Annotated in this window: 20 protein-coding genes; 15 read left to right on the forward strand and 5 right to left on the reverse strand. The window is 71.4% G+C overall.

Annotation, left to right across the window (positions count from 1 at the left end; all coding sequences use genetic code 11):
* The first annotated feature begins 269 nt into the window (after positions 1 to 269).
* From AC07C1_RS37585 to AC07C1_RS37615, 7 genes are all read left to right on the forward strand, one after another.
* On the forward strand, positions 270 to 1,403 hold the full coding sequence (locus AC07C1_RS37585; protein WP_478946610.1) for a ParA family protein: 1,134 nt from the start codon (positions 270 to 272) through the stop codon (positions 1,401 to 1,403).
* Positions 1,388 to 1,936 (forward strand): hypothetical protein, encoded by a 549-nt coding sequence (locus AC07C1_RS37590; RefSeq protein ID WP_478946612.1) that lies wholly within the window; start codon positions 1,388 to 1,390, stop codon positions 1,934 to 1,936. Before AC07C1_RS37585 ends, AC07C1_RS37590 begins: the two co-directional genes overlap by 16 nt.
* A gap of 18 nt (positions 1,937 to 1,954) precedes the next feature.
* Complete coding sequence (locus AC07C1_RS37595) at positions 1,955 to 3,100, forward strand: segregation and condensation protein A (protein ID WP_478946614.1); 1,146 nt, start codon at positions 1,955 to 1,957, stop codon at positions 3,098 to 3,100.
* Positions 3,097 to 3,747 carry an SMC-Scp complex subunit ScpB gene (scpB, locus tag AC07C1_RS37600; RefSeq protein ID WP_478946616.1) on the forward strand — a complete coding sequence of 217 codons (651 nt, stop codon included), beginning with the start codon at positions 3,097 to 3,099 and terminating at the stop codon, positions 3,745 to 3,747. Before AC07C1_RS37595 ends, scpB begins: the two co-directional genes overlap by 4 nt.
* A 12-nt stretch (positions 3,748 to 3,759) precedes the next feature.
* Positions 3,760 to 4,824 (forward strand): pseudouridine synthase, encoded by a 1,065-nt coding sequence (locus AC07C1_RS37605; protein ID WP_478946618.1) that lies wholly within the window; start codon positions 3,760 to 3,762, stop codon positions 4,822 to 4,824.
* Positions 4,825 to 4,914: 90 nt separating this feature from the next.
* A complete protein-coding gene (locus AC07C1_RS37610; RefSeq protein ID WP_478946620.1) occupies positions 4,915 to 5,922 on the forward strand; it encodes an ADP-ribosylglycohydrolase family protein in 1,008 nt (335 codons plus the stop codon).
* 4 nt (positions 5,923 to 5,926) lie between these two features.
* Positions 5,927 to 6,676, forward strand: coding sequence for a nucleotidyltransferase domain-containing protein (locus AC07C1_RS37615; protein WP_478946622.1), 750 nt, complete (start codon positions 5,927 to 5,929; stop codon positions 6,674 to 6,676).
* Here AC07C1_RS37615 and AC07C1_RS37620 read toward each other — a convergent pair.
* Complete coding sequence (locus tag AC07C1_RS37620) at positions 6,602 to 7,345, reverse strand: nucleotidyltransferase domain-containing protein (RefSeq protein ID WP_478946624.1); 744 nt, start codon at positions 7,343 to 7,345, stop codon at positions 6,602 to 6,604. The genes AC07C1_RS37615 and AC07C1_RS37620 overlap by 75 nt on opposite strands.
* Before the next feature lie 23 nt (positions 7,346 to 7,368).
* Complete coding sequence (locus AC07C1_RS37625) at positions 7,369 to 7,842, reverse strand: Rieske (2Fe-2S) protein (protein ID WP_478946626.1); 474 nt, start codon at positions 7,840 to 7,842, stop codon at positions 7,369 to 7,371.
* A 157-nt stretch (positions 7,843 to 7,999) separates the two neighbouring features.
* On the opposite strand from AC07C1_RS37625, the gene aroH reads away from it, so the two are divergent.
* From aroH to der, 5 genes are all read left to right on the forward strand, one after another.
* Positions 8,000 to 8,362: a chorismate mutase gene (gene aroH, locus AC07C1_RS37630; RefSeq protein ID WP_478946628.1), complete on the forward strand. Its 363-nt coding sequence runs from the start codon at positions 8,000 to 8,002 to the stop codon at positions 8,360 to 8,362.
* On the forward strand, positions 8,359 to 9,444 hold the full coding sequence (locus tag AC07C1_RS37635) for a prephenate dehydrogenase (protein ID WP_478946630.1): 1,086 nt from the start codon (positions 8,359 to 8,361) through the stop codon (positions 9,442 to 9,444). Before aroH ends, AC07C1_RS37635 begins: the two co-directional genes overlap by 4 nt.
* Positions 9,445 to 9,542: 98 nt before the next feature.
* Positions 9,543 to 10,238, forward strand: coding sequence for a (d)CMP kinase (gene cmk / locus AC07C1_RS37640; RefSeq protein WP_478946632.1), 696 nt, complete (start codon positions 9,543 to 9,545; stop codon positions 10,236 to 10,238).
* Positions 10,239 to 10,300: 62 nt separating this feature from the next.
* Positions 10,301 to 10,903, forward strand: a complete 603-nt coding sequence (locus AC07C1_RS37645; protein ID WP_478946649.1) for a lysophospholipid acyltransferase family protein — start codon at positions 10,301 to 10,303, stop codon at positions 10,901 to 10,903.
* 68 nt (positions 10,904 to 10,971) lie between these two features.
* A complete protein-coding gene (der, locus tag AC07C1_RS37650; RefSeq protein WP_478946634.1) occupies positions 10,972 to 12,450 on the forward strand; it encodes a ribosome biogenesis GTPase Der in 1,479 nt (492 codons plus the stop codon).
* Positions 12,451 to 12,511: 61 nt separating this feature from the next.
* Here the strand turns inward: der and AC07C1_RS37655 are convergent, their stop codons facing one another.
* Together AC07C1_RS37655 and AC07C1_RS37660 are read right to left on the reverse strand one after the other, a co-directional pair.
* Positions 12,512 to 12,922: a hypothetical protein gene (locus tag AC07C1_RS37655; protein ID WP_478946636.1), complete on the reverse strand. Its 411-nt coding sequence runs from the start codon at positions 12,920 to 12,922 to the stop codon at positions 12,512 to 12,514.
* A gap of 124 nt (positions 12,923 to 13,046) precedes the next feature.
* Complete coding sequence (locus AC07C1_RS37660; RefSeq protein ID WP_478946638.1) at positions 13,047 to 13,838, reverse strand: hypothetical protein; 792 nt, start codon at positions 13,836 to 13,838, stop codon at positions 13,047 to 13,049.
* A gap of 541 nt (positions 13,839 to 14,379) precedes the next feature.
* On the opposite strand from AC07C1_RS37660, the gene AC07C1_RS37665 reads away from it, so the two are divergent.
* Both AC07C1_RS37665 and AC07C1_RS37670 read left to right on the forward strand, forming a co-directional pair.
* Positions 14,380 to 15,042, forward strand: coding sequence for a transglycosylase family protein (locus tag AC07C1_RS37665; RefSeq protein WP_478946640.1), 663 nt, complete (start codon positions 14,380 to 14,382; stop codon positions 15,040 to 15,042).
* Positions 15,043 to 15,121: 79 nt separating this feature from the next.
* Positions 15,122 to 16,162: a helix-turn-helix transcriptional regulator gene (locus AC07C1_RS37670; RefSeq protein ID WP_478946642.1), complete on the forward strand. Its 1,041-nt coding sequence runs from the start codon at positions 15,122 to 15,124 to the stop codon at positions 16,160 to 16,162.
* Here AC07C1_RS37670 and ctaD read toward each other — a convergent pair.
* Positions 16,044 to 17,726: an aa3-type cytochrome oxidase subunit I gene (ctaD, locus tag AC07C1_RS37675; RefSeq protein WP_478946644.1), complete on the reverse strand. Its 1,683-nt coding sequence runs from the start codon at positions 17,724 to 17,726 to the stop codon at positions 16,044 to 16,046. The genes AC07C1_RS37670 and ctaD overlap by 119 nt on opposite strands.
* Before the next feature lie 459 nt (positions 17,727 to 18,185).
* Here ctaD and AC07C1_RS37680 point away from each other — a divergent pair, with 459 nt between their 5' ends.
* Positions 18,186 to 18,401 carry an I78 family peptidase inhibitor gene (locus tag AC07C1_RS37680; protein ID WP_478946645.1) on the forward strand — a complete coding sequence of 72 codons (216 nt, stop codon included), beginning with the start codon at positions 18,186 to 18,188 and terminating at the stop codon, positions 18,399 to 18,401.
* Positions 18,402 to 18,543 lie beyond the last annotated feature (142 nt).

Here is an 18,543-nt window from a genome sequence, read left to right on the forward strand (position 1 = left end):
CTCGCCTCGAACGTAACCCTTCGACCGATTCGCACACCGGTGAAACCTGCTGTGCGACGGCCGCACGCCCTTGACAGCGAGATGTTTCATTGCCGACACATCCTGCCGGGTCCGGCGGATTGTGTTGCTGCGGACCGCCGACACGCCATAGAGTCGCCAACCGTCGGCATGGTGCCACGCTGACCTTGTCTAGAAGTTTCCTGGTCACCAAGGAGGTAAGACGACTTGTGAATGAGTCGACATTTTCTCCCGGGGGTGGTCAACCAGGAATGCCGGTACGGGGCCAGGGCTCCACGGGATTCGAGGCTGTCGGCTCCGTAGCTGTGCGCACCTTCGCAGCCCACCAGAGTCCGCGGCCGCTGGCGGCCCGGACAGCACACCAGAGCATGGATGGCCATCACGTGAACGCCATGGCCGGCGACGGAAGTGGCGCGCCCCACAACCACTTCGCCGACTACGACGAACTGCCCGAGGGGCACTTCTACGACCCCGACGCCGAGTACGAGCCCGATCCGGAGTACGCGGCCACGCTGGCGCCCGACGCGGCCCGCCAGCGCCGTGAGCGCATCGGTCCGACCGGACGCCCGCTGCCGTACTTCCCGATCCCGGGCCCGCTGACCGACCACGGCCCCGCGAAGATCATCGCGATGTGCAACCAGAAGGGCGGCGTCGGCAAGACGACGTCGACCATCAACCTGGGTGCCGCGCTCGCGGAGTACGGCCGGCGCGTGCTGCTCGTGGACTTCGACCCGCAGGGCGCGCTGTCGGTCGGTCTCGGCGTCAACCCCATGGAGCTGGACCTCACCGTCTACAACCTGCTCATGGAGCGGGGCATGTCCGCGGACGAGGTGCTCCTCAAGACGGCGGTCCCCAACATGGACCTGCTGCCCTCCAACATCGACCTGTCGGCCGCCGAGGTCCAGCTGGTCTCCGAGGTCGCCCGCGAGTCGACGCTGCAGCGTGCGCTCAAGCCGCTGATGGACGACTACGACTACATCGTGATCGACTGTCAGCCCTCGCTCGGCCTGCTCACGGTCAACGCGCTGACGGCCGCTCACAAGGTGATCGTGCCGCTGGAGTGCGAGTTCTTCGCCCTGCGCGGTGTGGCCCTGCTGACCGAGACCATCGAGAAGGTCCAGGAGCGGCTCAACCCCGAGCTGGAACTGGACGGCATCCTCGCCACGATGTACGACTCGCGCACCGTGCACAGCCGTGAGGTGCTCGCGCGGGTCGTCGAGGCGTTCGACGACCACGTCTACCACACGGTCATCGGGCGCACGGTCCGCTTCCCGGAGACCACGGTCGCCGGTGAGCCGATCACCACCTACGCCTCCAACTCCGTCGGTGCCGCCGCCTACCGCCAGCTCGCCAGGGAGGTGCTCGCCCGGTGTCACGCCGAGTGAGTCTGCCCGGGGCCGACGAACTGTTCCGTACGACAGGGGGGATGGCGCTCCAGCCGTCCAGTCCCCGGCGCGGGACCAACGGTGAGGCCCGGGTGCCGGCTCCCGCGGGGGAGAGCGACGAGGTGGCCGCCGCCGAGGACGCACCGCAGTCGGTGCCCGTCCAGAGCGGTGACGGAGAGGGCGCGGAGCATGCCGCGGCGGACGCCGAGCAGGCCGCGGCCGGCGAGTCCCGCAGCCGCCCGGCCCGCCGGCAGGAGGTGCAGGAAGGTTCTGCCGCCGCGCAGTCGCGCAAGCGCGGGCGGGCGGCGTCCCGGCGGCCCAGCGGACGCGAACGCCACGACGAGAAGATCACGGTCTACGTGTCGGCCGAGGAGCTGATGGACCTGGAGCACGCCCGTCTCGTGCTTCGCGGCGAGCACGGTCTCGCCGTCGACCGCGGGCGGATCGTCCGCGAGGCGGTGGCCGTGGTCCTGGCCGACCTGGAGTCCCGTGGGGACGCGAGCATCCTCGTACGACGGCTGCGCGGGCGGTAGCGGTAGCCTGCGGGGGCCATGACCTCGAACGACGTTCCCCCACCCGGCGCCGGCGCCGGTCGTCGGCGTGCGCTGGGGCGGGGGCCGGGGGCTCCGCAGGCGGCTCCGCCGGTCGAGCCGGCCGCGGAGCCGGTGCAGGTCCCCGAGGCGGTGCAGGTCCCCGAGGCGGTGGCCGCGGAGCCGGTGCAGGTTCCCGAGTCGGGGCCGGAACCCGAGCCGGAGGTCCCCGAGCCCGCGGTTCCCGGGATCGTGCTCACGGAAGCCGGCCCCGTCGTAGCGAAGCCGGAGCGGAAGCCCGGCTCCTTCGCAGCGGCGCCGCGGCCCGCGGCGCCCGCCGCCGGCCCGGCCCCCTCCGACGGCGTCTTCAAGGTCCGCCTCGCCAACTTCGAAGGCCCCTTCGACCTCCTCCTCCAGCTGATCTCCAGGCACCGGCTGGACGTCACCGAGGTCGCTCTGTCGAAGGTCACCGACGAGTTCATGGCGCACATCCGGGCCATGGGGCCGGACTGGGACCTGGACCAGACGACCGAGTTCCTGGTCGTGGCCGCCACCCTGCTCGACCTGAAGGCGGCCCGGCTGCTGCCCGCCGCCGAGGTCGAGGACGAGGCCGACCTGGCGCTGCTGGAGGCGCGGGACCTGCTGTTCGCGCGACTGCTGCAGTACCGCGCCTACAAGCGGATCGCGGACATCTTCAACGAGCGCCTCGAGGAGGAGGCCGGCCGCCGGCCCCGGACCGTCGGCCTGGAACCCGAGCACGCCGAGCTGCTGCCCGAGGTCGTCATCAGCATCGGCCCCGAGGGCTTCGCCAGGCTCGCGGTCAAGGCGATGCAGCCCAGGGCCAAGCCGCAGGTCTACGTCGACCACATCCACGCCCCGCTGGTCAGCGTCCAGGAGCAGGCGGGGATCGTGGTGGCACGGCTGAAGGAGCTGGGCGAGGCGAGCTTCCGGGTTCTCGTCGAGGACACCGACGACACCCTGACCGTCGTGGCGCGGTTCCTCGCCCTGCTGGAGCTTTACCGCGAGAAGGCCGTCGCCCTGGAGCAGGAGGCCGCGCTCGGGGAGCTGACCGTGCGCTGGACGGGCGGGGACACGGACGCGGCACCGATGGTCACCGACGAGTTCGACCGGCCGCCCGAGGAGCCCAAGGAGGAGAAGAAGCCATGAGCGAGGAGACAGCGGAACCGCTCGCGGGGCCGCACACCGTCGCCGGCCTCGACCTCAAGCCCGCCCTGGAGGCGGTGCTCATGGTCGTGGACGAGCCCGCGACCGAGGAGCACCTGGCCAGGATCCTGGAACGGCCCGCGCGGCAGATCGCGGACGCGCTGCGTGAGCTGGCCGACGAGTACACCGTGCAGGGCCGCGGTTTCGAGCTGCGTTTCGTCGCGGGCGGCTGGCGCTTCTACACCCGTGCCGGGTACGCGCCCGCCGTCGAGCGGCTCGTCCTGGACGGCCAGACGGCCCGCCTCACCCAGGCGGCGCTGGAGACCCTGGCGGTCGTCGCCTACCGCCAGCCGGTCAGCCGCAGCCGGGTCTCCGCCGTGCGCGGAGTCAACTGCGACGGCGTCATGCGCACCCTCCTGCAGCGAGGTCTGGTCGAGGAGGCGGGCGCGGAACCCGAAACAGGTGCGATCCTGTACAGGACGACGAACTACTTCCTGGAGCGGATGGGCCTGCGTGGCCTGGACGAGCTTCCGGAACTCGCGCCCTTCCTCCCCGAGGCGGAGGCGATCGAGGCCGAGACCCAGGAGGCGGTCCCGTCGTTCGACCCGGACGCGCCCGACGCGCCCGGCGCAGACGACGCAGACGACTAAGACGGAACTTTGATGCGAAGCAGCGGCAGCGGCAAGAGCGGTGGCGGACGCGGGAACTACCGCGGTGCCGGCAACAAGAGGGACGACAAGCAGGGGCAGGGCCGTCCCAGCAAGCCCCGCCCCGAGGAGCGCCGCTACGACGTGGGCCCCGGCGCCACCAAGGACGGCCCCAAGGCCGGACGCGGCGGTGCCGCGCGGGGCGGTGCCAAGGGCGGCCCGAAGAAGCCCCAGCAGGGCGGCCGTACGGCTCCCGCGCGCTCCCGTGAGTACGAGACGCGGGTCGAGGAGCGCAACCGGGAGCGGTACGCGGGCAAGGAGGACGTCAAGCTGCCCAAGACCTTCCCGGGCGCCGAGCAGGAGGGCGAGCGGCTGCAGAAGGTCCTCGCGCGCGCGGGCTACGGCTCCCGGCGGGCCTGCGAGGAGCTGATCGAGCAGGCCCGGGTCGAGATCAACGGCGAGATCGTGCTCGAGCAGGGCCGCCGCGTGGACCCCGAGAGGGACGAGGTCAAGGTCGACGGCCTGACGGTCGCGACCCAGTCGTACCAGTTCTTCTCGCTGAACAAGCCCGCCGGTGTGGTCTCCACCATGGAGGACCCGGACGGCCGTCAGTGCCTCGGGGACTACGTCACCAACCGGGAGACGCGGCTCTTCCACGTCGGCCGGCTGGACACCGAGACCGAGGGCGTCATCCTGCTCACCAACCACGGCGAGCTGGCGCACCGCCTCACGCACCCGAAGTACGGCGTGAAGAAGACCTACCTCGCGCACATCGTCGGCCCGATCCCGCGTGACCTCGGCAAGCGCCTGAAGGACGGCATCCAGCTGGAGGACGGTTACGCGCGCGCGGACCACTTCCGCGTCGTGGAGCAGACCGGCAAGAACTACCTGGTCGAGGTGACCCTGCACGAGGGCCGCAAGCACATCGTGCGCCGCATGCTCGCCGAGGCCGGCTTCCCGGTCGACAAGCTGGTGCGCGTCGCCTTCGGTCCGATCACCCTGGGCGACCAGAAGTCCGGCTGGCTGCGGCGCCTGTCGAACACGGAGGTCGGCATGCTGATGAAGGAAGTCGATCTCTAGGACTTTCGCGGCAGCGTCCGCGGATACGGCCTTGCGGCCGATCACCATCCCCTTTATTGTCAAGGTGACGATAAAGGGGATGGTGATCGCGTGTCCACACGTGCCGCAACCGGAACGCTGCTCGGCCTCGCCCTCGGGGACGCCCTCGGCTACCCGGCCGAGTTCCACGACGTGCCGTCGATCCTGGCGAGGTCCGGTCCATGGCGGGAGACGGAGCTGCCGCGGCAGGCCCTCGTCTCCGACGACACGCAGATGACCCTCGCCCTCGGGCGGGCGCTGCGGACGGCCCTGGAGCGCGGCCACCTCACGCCGCGGCGGCTGGCGCGGCCGCTGCGCGAGGAGTTCGTGGACTGGTACCAGTCGCCGGAGAACAACCGCGCCCCGGGCCGCACCTGCCTGACCGCGTGCGGCCTGCTCAAGGAAGAGGGACGGCTCTGGCAGGACGCCAGCCAGCTCGGTTCCAAGGGCTGCGGCGCCAACATGCGCGTCGCCCCCATCGGGCTCGCCCCCGGCCTCGACGACGAACAGCGCGCCGGAGCCGCCCAGTTGCAGTCCGCGCTCACCCACGGCCACCCCACCGCGCTGGCCGCCTCCGACCTCACCGCCCGCGCCGTCCACCTGCTCGCCCGGGGCGTCGACCCGGCGGGCCTGGTCGGCCGGTTGCGCTCCTACGCGCTGGACCACCGCACCCACTACGACCACACCTGGCTCGGCGACCTGTGGACCCGCTCCCAGGACCCCAGCCCCGAGCACTTCATCGCCCGCGGCTGGGACGAGTGCCTGGAGATCCTCGACCGCCTCCAGGAGGCCGTGCGGACCGTCTCCCCGGAGACGGACCCGTGCCTGGCCACCGGGGAGGGCTGGATCGCCGAGGAGGCCTTCGCCACCGGGCTGCTGTGCTTCCTGCTCTTTCCGGACGAGCCGGTCACCGCCCTGCGCCGGGCCGCCTGCTCCGCCGGCGACTCGGACTCGATCGCCTGCCTCACCGGCGCCTTCGCGGGCGCCTGGCTGGGCGCGGACGCCTGGCCCGCCGACTGGACCGAGCGGATCGAGTACCGGGATGACCTGTTGGCCCTGGGGGCGCTCTGGGACGCTTAGGCCCATGATCGAAGACCTCGGCACCGACCTCGCGCCCGTGGTCGCGGAACAGCCCGACCCCGTGCTGTTCGCGACCGTCTCCGGAGCCCACCTGTACGGCTTCCCCTCGCAGGACTCGGACGTGGACCTGCGGGGCGTCCATCTGCTGCCGGCGGCCGACCTCGTCGGGCTGCGTGACCCGGAGGAGACCCGGTCGCGGGCCTGGGTGCGGTTCGGTGTCGAGCTGGACCTCGTCACCCACGACGTGCGCAAGTTCGTACGGCTGATGCTCCGCCGCAACGGCTACGTGCTGGAACAGCTGCTCTCTCCGCTGGTCGTGCACAGCACCGAGGCGCACCGGGAACTGGCGTCGCTCGTGCCGGGCGTCCTCACCGGTCACCACGCCCACCACTACCGCGGATTCGCGGTCACCCAGTGGCGGCTGTTCGAGAAGACCGGCGAACTCAAGCCGCTGCTCTACACGTTCCGGGTGCTGCTCACCGGCGTCCACCTCATGCGCAGCGGCGAGGTCCAGGCCCATCTGCCCACCCTGCTGGACACGGTGGACGCTCCCGGTTATCTGCCCGAGCTGATAGCCGCCAAGGCGGAGCGGGAGCACGGGGCGGCCGCGGTCGACCACGCGCGCGTGGAGGCCGACGTGGAGCGGCTGCACGCGCTGCTCGACGAGGCACAGGCCGCCTCAGCCCTCCCCGACGCGCCCACCGTGTCCGACGCCCTGCACGACCTGGTCGTACGGCTGCGCCTGCAAAGCTGAGGAGCGGCGCACCCGGAAGAGGAAGTCCGCCACGCGCGGGTGGTCCGGTTCCGGCGGCAGCGGGGTGCCCCGCAGGGCCTTTTCGGTCTCGGCCGCCAGCCGGTCCATCCACGCCTCGACCTCCGCCCACGACACCTCGCCGCGCTTCACCGCGAGCAGGCCCTCCCGCCGGTCGGACACGTCGATGCACAGCCCCCCGGTGCGCAGCAGGTCACGGGCGCTCGTCAGCAGCCGCAGCAGATGCATCGCGTGCTTCCAGCGCGGGGCGCCCGTCGTACGGACGTCCGCGTCGAGCTTCTTGCGCTGACCGAGGGCGTAGCGGGTGAAGGTGCCGTGGACCTGCCGGGAGAGGAAGGCGCCGCGCAGGGACAGCAGCTCCCGGCCGGTGTCGTCCAGGTGCTCCACGAGCGGGGAGTGCAGGCACTCCAGGATGTTCGGGTTGCCGCGCAGTGCCAGCTCGCAGAACCGCTCCAGCTCCCAGGAGAACCGCTCCTCGCCAGGCCCTTCCACATGCGTCGGCGGCTTCTCGAACCGCCAGAAGAGGGGAGTGGGGGCGAGGAACACCCCCCGCCGGTCGGTGTCGCTCGTGTCCGTCGCCAGGCCGAAGGCCCGGGAACCCATGACACAGGCGTAGATCGTGTGGTCGCGCACCAGGTGCTCGGGCTGCATGCCCCGGAGCGTACGCGGGCGCCTCACACCAGACGGATCGAATTTCCCTCCACCTTGATCGTCTTGGCGGGCAGCGGCTTGGCCGCCGGGCCGTGCGCCACCGAGCCGTCGGCGATGTGGAACCTGCTGCCGTGGCAGGGGCAGTCGATGGTGCCGTCCGCCACCTGGTTCACCGTGCAGCCCTCGTGCGTGCAGATCGCCGAGAACGCCTTGAACTCCCCCTTCTTCGGCTGGGTCACCACGACCTTCCGGCCCTTGAAGACCTTGCCGCCGCCCTCCGGGATGTCACCGGTCTTCGCCAGCTCCTGCCCTTGGGAGGCCGAGGCGGTGGACGGCGGGGCGGTGGACGGCGGGGCGGAGGAGGCCGGGGCGGTGGAGGCCGGGGCGGAGGACGCCGAGGAACTCTTGCCGTTGCTGCCGCCGCATCCCACGCATCCCGCGGCGAGCGCAGCCGCGCCCGTCGCCAGAACCGTGCGCCGCGTCGCGGGCTGGGTCATGTCACCACTCCGTACACATGAGAAGGCAGGGGGTCGAACCGGTGGATACCGGTACGTTCGCATCGTCTCAGTGATCGGGCGCCGCGCGCCCCGCCCGCGCGGGCTGACTACGCTGGACGGGCCAGCACAGACACACATGTCAGCGAGGAGCAGCGCCGTGGCGGTACGAGCGGTCCGGGGGGCCGTCCAACTGGAACAGGACGAGGCCGGACACATGGACGAGCAGGTCGGAGCGCTGCTCACCGCCATCCTGGAGCGGAACGGGCTGACCGCCGACGCCCTGATCAGCATCTGGTTCACGGCCACCCCCGACCTGCACAGCGACTTCCCGGCCGCCGCCGCCCGCAAGCTCGGCATCGCCGACGTACCCCTGATCTGCGCCCAGGAGCTCGACGTCGAGGGCGCCATGCCCCGGGTCGTGAGGGTCCTCGCGCACATCGAGTCGGACCGGCCCCGCGCCGACATCGCCCACGTCTACCTCGGCGCCGCGGCCGCCCTGCGCAAGGACATCGCCCAGTGAGAACCGCACTCGTCATCGGAACCGGCCTGATCGGTACCTCCGCCGCCCTCGCCCTCGTCCAGCGCGGGGTCACCGTCCACCTCGCCGACCACGATCCCGGGCAGGCCCGTACGGCCGCCGCGCTGGGCGCCGGCACCGACGAGGCCCCCGACGGCCCCGTCGACCTGGCGCTCGTGGCCGCCCCGCCCGCGCACGTGGCCGGCGTGCTCGCCGACGCCATGCGCCGGGGTGTGGCCCGCGGCTACCTGGACGTGGCCAGCGTCAAGGGCGGCCCGCGCCGCGAGCTGGAGGCGCTCGGCCTGGACCTCACCGCCTACATCGGCACCCACCCCATGTCCGGCCGGGAGAAGTCCGGCCCGCTGGCCGCGACCGGCGACCTCTTCGAGGGCCGCCCGTGGGTGCTCACCCCCACCCGGGACACCGACACCGAGGTGCTGAACCTCGCCCTGGAGCTGGTCTCGCACTGCAGGGCCGTCCCGGTCGTCATGGACGCCGACGCCCACGACCGCGCCGTGGCCCTGGTCTCCCACATGCCCCACCTGGTGTCCAGCATGGTCGCCGCGCGCCTGGAGCACGCCGAGGAGGCGGCCGTACGGCTGTGCGGACAGGGCATCCGGGACGTGACCCGGATCGCCGCCTCCGACCCGCGTATGTGGATCGACATCCTGTCCGCGAACCCGGGCCCGGTCGCCGACCTGCTCTCCGACGTCGCCGCCGACCTGGGCGAGACCGTCGAGGCCCTGCGCGCCCTGCAGTCCTCCGACGACGCCAAGCGGCGCGCGGGCACCGCCGGCATCGAGGACGTGCTGCGCCGCGGGAACGCGGGCCAGGTGCGGGTACCCGGCAAGCACGGCACCGCGCCGCGCCTGTACGAGACCGTCGTCGTGCTCATCGACGACCAGCCCGGCCAGCTGGCCCGCATCTTCGCGGACGCGGGACGGGCCGGGGTCAACATCGAGGACGTCCGCATCGAGCATGCGACGGGGCAGCAGGCCGGTCTGGTGCAGCTCATGGTCGAGCCGAAGGCGACGGCGGCCTTGAAGGAGGCGCTGCGCGAGCGGGGCTGGGCCCTGCGTCAGTAAAGCCCGGTGAGGGCGCCTCCCACGAGCCAGTAACCTTGTGCGGGGCGCCCTCGCGCTCCCACCCCATCCACCACCCTTCACCAGGAAGGTGCCCTCCCGTGGAAAACGGCGCCGCCCCGACCGCCAAGCCCGTGATCGTCGCGATCGACGGTCCCTCCGGCACGGGCAAGTCGAGCACGTCGAAGGCCGTGGCCGCGCAGCTCGGCCTGAGCTACCTGGACACCGGTGCCCAGTACCGGGCGATCACCTGGTGGATGGTGACCAACGGCATCGACCTCGAGGACCCGACCGCCATCGCCGCCGTCGCCGGCAAGCCGGAGATCGTCTCCGGCACCGACCCGGCCGCCCCGACCATCACGGTCGACGGCGTGGACGTGGCCGCCCCGATCCGGACCCAGGAGGTCACCTCCAAGGTCAGCGCGGTCAGCGCGGTGCCGGAGGTGCGCGCCCGGATCACCGAGCTGCAGCGCTCGCTGGCCACCGGCGCGGAGAACGGCATCGTGGTCGAGGGCCGGGACATCGGTACGACCGTCCTGCCGGACGCCGACCTGAAGATCTTCCTCACCGCCTCCCCGGAGGCACGTGCGGCCCGCCGCAGCGGCGAACTCAAGGGCGCCGACCTCCACGCCACCCGCGAGGCCCTGATCAAGCGGGACGCGGCCGACTCCAGCCGCAAGACCTCGCCGCTCGCCAAGGCCGGTGACGCGGTCGAGGTGGACACCACCGAGCTGACCCTCGCCCAGGTCATCGAGTGCGTCGTCACCCTGGTCGAGGAGAAGCGGGCCGGGAAGTGACCCAGCCGTCCCTCCCCTCGGAGCGGGGGGCAGAGGTCGGTCGGCGCATCGGCGTCGGCTTGATGTACGGGCTGTGGAGGCCGCGCGTGCTCGGCGCCTGGAAGGTGCCCGCGACCGGCCCGGTGATCTTCGCGGTGAACCACTCCCACAACATCGACGGCCCGATGGTCATGGGCGTGGCGCCCCGGCCGACGCACTTCCTGATCAAGAAGGAAGCCTTCATCGGCCCGCTGGACCCCTTCCTGACCGGCATCGGCCAGCTGAAGGTGGACCGCGCCTCCGCCGACCGCGCCGCCATCACCCAGGCCCTCGGCGTGCTCGAGGCCGGGGGAGTGCTGGGGATCTTCCCGGAGGGCACCCGGGGCGAAGGCGACTTCGCCTCCCTGCGCGCCGGGCTCGCCTACTTCGCGGTCCGTGGCGGGGCGCCGATCGTGCCCATCGCCGTACTGGGAAGCTCCGAGCGGCCCGGGCGGTTGATAAAGGCGCTGCCCCCGCTGCGCTCCCGTGTCGACGTCGTCTTCGGCGACCCCTTCGACGCGGGGGACGGCAGCGGGCGGCGTACGCGCAAGGCGCTGGACGAGGCGACCGAGCGCATCCAGAAGCAGCTCACCAGCCACCTGGAAAACGCCAGGCGCCTGACCGGGCGCCGGGCGACACTTGAGTAGTGGATCGGCCGGTAGAAAACCGGACCGATCCACCGACCACCACGAATGAACTACGAGGTACGCACTTCATGAACGACGACATCCAGCCCGACGGCTCGGTTGAGCACGAGTACGAGCACGGGGCTCTCGGCGACGCCGAGTACGCGGAGTTCATGGAGCTCGCCGCGGAAGAGGGCTTCGACATCGAGGACGTCGAGGGCGCCATCGAGGCGGCGGGCCACGGTCCGCTGCCCGTGCTCGCCGTCGTCGGCCGTCCCAATGTCGGCAAGTCGACCCTGGTGAACCGGATCATCGGCCGCCGCGAGGCGGTCGTCGAGGACAAGCCGGGCGTCACCCGCGACCGCGTCACCTACGAGGCCGAGTGGGCCGGCCGCCGCTTCAAGGTCGTCGACACCGGTGGCTGGGAGCAGGACGTCCTCGGTATCGACGCCTCCGTGGCCGCCCAGGCCGAGTACGCGATCGAGGCCGCCGACGCGGTCGTCTTCGTCGTGGACGCCAAGGTCGGTGCCACCGACACCGACGAGGCGGTCGTACGGCTGCTGCGCAAGGCCGGCAAGCCGGTCGTGCTGTGCGCCAACAAGGTCGACGGCCCGAGCGGCGAGGCCGACGCGGCCTACCTGTGGAGCCTCGGCCTCGGCGAGCCGCACCCGGTCTCCGCGCTGCACGGCCGCGGCACCGGCGACATGCTCGACGCCGTCCTGGAGGTCCTGCCGAACGCCCCCGAGCAGTCCTTCGGCACCGCCGTCGGCGGCCCCCGCCGCATCGCGCTCATCGGCCGCCCGAACGTCGGCAAGTCCTCCCTGCTGAACAAGGTGGCCGGCGAGGAGCGCGTCGTCGTCAACGAGCTGGCGGGCACCACCCGCGACCCGGTCGACGAGCTGATCGAACTGGGCGGTGTGATCTGGAAGTTCGTCGACACGGCGGGCATCCGCAAGCGCGTCCACCTCCAGCAGGGCGCCGACTACTACGCCTCGCTGCGCACGGCGGCCGCCGTGGAGAAGGCCGAGGTCGCCGTCATCCTGATCGACGCCTCCGAGAGCATCTCGGTCCAGGACCAGCGCATCGTCACCATGGCCGTCGAGGCGGGACGTGCGGTCGTCCTCGCCTTCAACAAGTGGGACACCCTGGACGAGGAGCGCCGCTACTACCTGGAGCGGGAGATCGAGACCGAGCTGGGCCAGGTCGTCTGGGCGCCCCGCGTCAACGTCTCGGCCCGCACCGGCCGGCACATGGAGAAGCTGGTCCCGGCGATCGAGACCGCCCTCGCCGGCTGGGAGACCCGCGTCCCCACCGGCCGCCTCAACGCCTTCCTCGGCGAACTGGTCTCGGCCCACCCGCACCCGGTGCGCGGCGGCAAGCAGCCGCGTATCCTCTTCGGCACCCAGGCCGGCACCAAGCCCCCGCGGTTCGTGCTCTTCGCCTCCGGCTTCATCGAGGCGGGCTACCGGCGCTTCATCGAGCGCCGGCTGCGCGAGGAGTTCGGCTTCGAGGGCACCCCGATCCACATCTCGGTGCGGGTGCGCGAGAAGCGCGGCAAGAAGAAGTAACAGCCGTACGACGTGAAGGGCGGCCCCCGGTGCTCCGGGGGCCGCCCTTCACGTTCGTCCGTCACGCGCCCCGGCGCGGTCCCGGTGGCAGGGCCGCCGGGACATGGTGCATCCCGGTGTCGTGCTGCCGCCCGAGCGTGCCGACCCGCTGCCACTGCGAGTGCGGCTGGGTCTGCTGGCGTGCGCTGTACGCCCCGGCGCTGTAGGCGCTGTACGAGCTGCTGAACGACCCCGCCCGGTGCCCGCCGTACGACCCGACACCGTCCGGGATGTCCCCGAAGGCGCTGAACCGCAGCCCCTCCTCACCGCTGCGGTCACCCGGCAGCGTGCGGAAGGTCTTGACCCACTCCGCGTAGAGCGAGTCGTAGATCGGCGTGGCCGAGGGCCCACCGGCACCCTCCTGCCCCGCCCGGGCGGACGGAACGGAGGCGTAGGAGGACCGGCGGGGAGGGGGAGTGTCGTATCCGTGCACGTATGTCCAAACGACCGGGACCTCGAAGAGATGCGGTCACCGGCTCAGGGGCGTGGGGGAACCGCACGAAGGACCACGACGGACCCGCCGCCGGACTCCGCACAGCCCCGCCCGGTGGGCGAACTCAGGTACCTGCAAGAGGAAGTGCCGCGGCGACCAGCTTGCCGTTCGCGGCCGCCTTGTCCAGCGCGTCCCGCAGCAGATCCTCGCGGGGCTGCCGCCCGATCGACCCCACCGGCGCCGCGAACATCAGCACCTGCTGGTGCTTGTTGGCCGCCGCCCGCCAGCTGTCCGTCACCTGCAGCGGCTGGTGCGCCTGCCACCAGGCGACCGGATGTCCACCGTTGACACCGGGCTGGAGCACCGCGTGCAGCTGGCCCACGGCGAGCAGCACCGACCAGCCGTGCAGCACCGGCGGCACCGCGGCCACCGCGGTCACCGGCATATAGCCCTGCTCGATGAGCAGCGGGAGGAACTCGTCACCGGCCCCGATGTTGCCCGGGCGTACGATCGGCGACGTCGGCTCGACGACGAGCGCGGGGTGCAACTCGCCCTCGATGAGGACGAGTCCGCTCGTCACGCCGAGCACCGCCTGCTCGGGCGCGGCGTTCTGCGGGGCGGCGCCGGCGAAGTCACCGCCGGTGCCGCCGATGGAACGGACGGCACCCTGCAGCTGCTCCTCGGTGACCTGGACGACCTGCGAGGGCAGGCAGCCGGCATGGGCGAAGGCGAGGACGGCGGTCTCGTCGCCGACGAACAGAACGGTGCTGGTGCGCTCCTGCTCGGAGTCGCCCGGGGTGCGACAGGAAGTGCAGTCGTAACTGCCCGGGGCGTTCTCTCCGGCGAGCAGCCGGTCGGCTTCTTCGTCGCCGATCTCGGCGCGTACGGCGTCGCTGACGTCGAGCATGCGCGGCACGGTGGCTCCCTCGGGATGCGGTGCTGGGTCCGGCCGGGTGGCTCCCGGCCGATGAGCCCCGGGGTTCCGGGCTCATGAAGAAGACAACGGACGTCCTGTGGTGGGAGTCACGCCCCGAGTCGTACCGGTTCGAACCATCCACCGCACAGCGTCACCTTCGGCGCGGAGCCGGCCACTCACCGTCAACTCTTCGCGAGACCAAGGGACTTGAGCAGGTGAAGTGGGTCACAGATCGCTTGAACTGCTGGTCGACAAATCATGAAATCAGGCGATGAAATAGGTGACCTAAAATCGCCGATACTCGCGGTAACAAGGAAGTGGCCTGGAACGACGGGCAGTTGGTTGATTCAGACCGCTCCTCCTCCCTACATTCCTCCGCCGTGTGCAACGAGCACCGCTCGGGTACGTCCGCCGGCCGGCACAGGCAGAGCACGATCGCCGACACCGGCCGCGGCGGACGGGACGGGCGCGAGGCACCGCGGTCGTCCGCGGTGAGGCGCGCTCCGTCCGGGGGAGCCCGGGTTCGTGGAGAGGGAAATACATGTCCGAGTGTGCCGATACCAGCCGCACCACCGCCCGTCCCGACAGTGCCCGCAAGGGCCGTACGACGGCCGCGCTCGCCGGCGCCGCCCTGCTGGCCCCGCTGGGACTGCTGGCCGCGACCGGCAACGCCGCCGCGGCGGACAACGGAGTGTGGGACCGCATCGCCCAGTGCGAGAGCGGCGGCAACTGGCACATCAACACCGGCAACGGCTACTACGGCGGGCTCCAGTTCTCCGCCGGCACCTGGCGCGCGTACGGCGGCACCGCCTACGCCCCGACGGCCGACCAGGCCTCCAGGAGCGCGCAGATCGCCGTCGCCACCAAGGTCCAGCAGGCCCAGGGCTGGGGCGCCTGGCCGGTCTGCTCCACCCGCGCCGGAGCCGCCGGGACGGCACCCGCTGCGGCTTCCACGGGCTCTTCCGGCAGCACCGCCGCGAAGGGCGTGACGACGAAGTCCGCACCGGCGAAGACGCCACGACGCGCCCCCGCCCACACCAACCGCAGCGCGTCCCGCGGGGACTACACCGTCCGCGAGGGCGACACGCTGAGCACTGTCGCGGCCCGGCACGGGACCACCTGGCAGCGGATCTACGCCGTCAACAAGGCCGTCATCGGCGATGACCCCGACCTGATCGTGCCCGGCCAGCGCCTGGCACTCTGAGCGCCGGTCGTCCGGCGTGAGACAGCCGCTGTCCCGACGAGGACAGCGGCTGTCCGCATCGACTGGCACACTCGGCCCCATGTTGGAGACCTCGGCACGACTGCTGCGCCTGCTCTCGCTGCTCCAGGCCCACCGCGAGTGGTCCGGCGCCGACCTCGCCGAACGGCTCGGCGTCACGGCGCGCACGGTCCGCCGGGACGTGGACCGGCTGCGCGAGCTGGGCTACCCGGTCAACGCCAGCCCCGGCACCGGTGGCGGCTACCAGCTGGGCGCGGGCGCCCAACTCCCGCCGCTGCTGCTGGACGACGACGAGGCCGTCGCCGTGGCCGTGGGCCTGCGCACCGCCGCCGGGCACGGCATCGAGGGCATCGGCGAGACCTCCGTCCGCGCCCTCGCCAAGCTGGAGCAGGTGCTGCCCAGCCGGCTGCGCCGCCGGGTGAGCGCCCTCAACGCCTTCACCGTGCCGATGCTGCGCGGCGGTCCGCCGGTGTCCCCCGTCGACCCGGCCCTGCTCACCGAACTCGCCCACCTGTGCCGGGACGCCGAGCGGCTGCGCTTCGCCTACGAGAGCCACGAGGGCACGGCGAGCCGCCGTACCGTCGAGCCGTACCGGCTGGTGTGCACCGAGCGGCGCTGGTACCTGGTCGCCTGGGACGTCGACCGGGCGGACTGGCGGACCTTCCGCGTCGACCGCATCACCCCCGAGCCCCCGCACGGCCCGCGTTTCACCCCGCGCGAGCCGCCCGCCGAGGACCTGGCCGCCTATGTGTCGAAGGGCGTCTCCACGCGCGCGTACGCCACGCACTCCGCCGTCCGCCTCCTGGTGCCGCTGCACGAGGCCGCCGAGCGGGTCTCGCCGTCCGCCGGGACGCTGGAGGCCGACGGGGCGGACGCGTGCGTCCTGCGCAGCGGGGCCGCGAACCTGGACGTGATGGTCGTGCACATCATGATGCTGGGCTTCCCCTTCGAGGTGCTGGAGCCCGCCGGGCTGACCGACGCGGTCAGGAGGATCCGGGACCGGCTTGATGCCGCTTTGGCTCGGGCTGCGGAGCCTGGCCCGCGTACTCCGGGTGGTGCAGGTCGAACGCCGGGGACTCCGAGCGGATCCGGGGCAGGGTGACGAAGTTGTGCCGGGGCGGCGGGCAGGAGGTCGCCCACTCCAGGGAACGGCCGTAGCCCCACGGGTCGTCGGTCTCGACCTTCTCGCCGTACTTGGCGGTCTTCCAGACGTTGTAGACGAACGGCAGCGTCGACAGGCCGAGCAGGAAGGCGCCGATCGAGGAGACCGTGTTGAGCGCGGTGAAGCCGTCGGTCGCCAGGTAGTCGGCGTACCGGCGGGGCATGCCCTCGGCACCCAGCCAGTGCTGCACCAGGAACGTGGTGTGGAAGCCCACGAACAACGTCCAGAACTGGATCTTCCCGAGCCGCTCGTCCAGCATCTTCCCGGTGAACTTCGGCCACCAGAAGAAGAAACCGCCGAAGATCGCGAAGACGACCGTGCCGAAGACGACGTAGTGGAAGTGCGCGACCACGAAGTACGAGTCCGTGACGTGGAAGTCCATCGGCGGCGACGCCAGGATCACCCCGGTCAGCCCGCCGAACAGGAACGTCACCAGGAAGCCCAGCGCCCACAGCATCGGCGTCTCGAAGGACAGCGAGCCCTTGATCATCGTGCCGGTCCAGTTGAAGAACTTCACGCCCGTCGGCACCGCGATCAGGAACGACATGAAGGAGAAGAACGGCAGCAGCACCGCACCCGTCGCGAACATGTGGTGCGCCCACACCACGACCGACAGACCGGTGATCGCCATGGTCGCGCCGACCAGCGTCAGATAACCGAAGATCGGCTTGCGGCTGAACACCGGAATGATCTCCGTGATGATCCCGAAGAACGGCAGCGCGATGATGTACACCTCGGGGTGCCCGAAGAACCAGAAGAGGTGCTGCCACAGCAGCGCACCGCCGTCGGGCGCCTCGAACACCTTCGCGCCGAAGCGCCGGTCCGCCTCCAGCACCAGCAGCGCCGCCGCCAGCACCGGGAACGCCAGCAGGACCAGGATCGACGTGAACAGCGTGTTCCAGGTGAAGATCGGCATCCGGAACATCGTCATACCCGGCGCGCGCATCCCGATGATCGTGGTGATGAAGTTGACCGCGCCGAGGATCGTCCCGAAGCCCGACAGCGCCAGGCCCATGATCCACAGGTCCGGGCCGATGCCGGGGGAGTGGGCCGTGTTGTTGAGCGGCGCGTAGGCGAACCAGCCGAAGGCGGCCGGCCCGTCCGGCACCAGCAGGGAGCCCAGCACGATCAGCCCGCCGAACGCGAACAGCCAGTACGACAGCATGTTCAGCCGTGGGAAGGCCACGTCCGGGGCACCGATCTGCAACGGCATCAGCTCGTTGGCGAAGCCGGCGAAGCTCGGGGTCGCGAACAGCAGCAGCATGATCGTGCCGTGCAGCGTGAACAGCTGGTTGTACTGGTCGTTGCGCATGAGCTGAAGTCCCGGCCGGGCCAGTTCGGCGCGCATCAGCAGCGCCATGATCCCGCCGGCCAGGAAGAAGCCGAACCCCGTGATCAGGTAGAGATGACCGATCTTCTTGTGGTCGGTGGTGGTGAGCCAGTCGACGACCAGCCGGCCGCCCCGCACCGGTCGTGCCGCCGCCCGTACGGTCTCGGTCCCCATCGCTCGCTCGCCCCTTCGCTCGTCGCGCCCGGGCCCGCCGCAGCCCGCGGGACGCGTACCCGCGAGCTGACTCATGTTGCTCGCGGGGCCGTGGGCTCCGGCAGACGGCGTACGGCGGATATGTGCCGAATCCGTGAAATTCCTATGCGGCGTCAGCTGCCGGGACGCCGCGGTCGATTGCCGGGGGAATCGCGCCCCGGGCCCGCCCCGATCCCCACTGCGGCACTTTCCGCCGGGTAATTCGGAGAGGCACTCCGACACGCGTGAATTTTGTTCGATTACCCCGGTAAGCCGTACAGAAACCCCCGTACGTGTGACGCCCGTTGCCGCCGCGGTCGATGTCAGGGGGGTGAAACACGGGCCGGGCGGCTGTGACAGAAGTGTGACCGGGGGCGGACCTTTCTCTTACCCGGCCGTGCCCGGCTTCCGTCACCGCCGGATGCGGCCTAGCGTGACGGCATGGCACCGATTCCCACTCCGCCAGCGGAGCCCCAGGACAGTCCGGACGGGTACGTCGGCCTCGACGCCGCGCACGCCGAGCGGCTTGCTCGGCAGCGGGGGTGGTCGACAGTGCGGTCGCTGCCGCCGGGAGCGATCATCACCATGGAGTACCGGACCGGGCGGCTGAACTTCGAGGTACGGGACGACCGGGTGGCCCGCGCCTGGAAGGGCTGACCCCCGGCGCCGAGGACACGTGTGCGACGAAGGCCCCGCTCCCTGAGCTTGAGTTCTAGTGGTCGTCGCAACACCCCAGCTCAAGGGGTGCGATGTTCGAGATCCGCAAGACCCGGACGGTGGCCCAGGGCCGCAGGAAGCT

This window comes from Streptomyces sp. NPDC045022, from assembly GCF_056432605.1.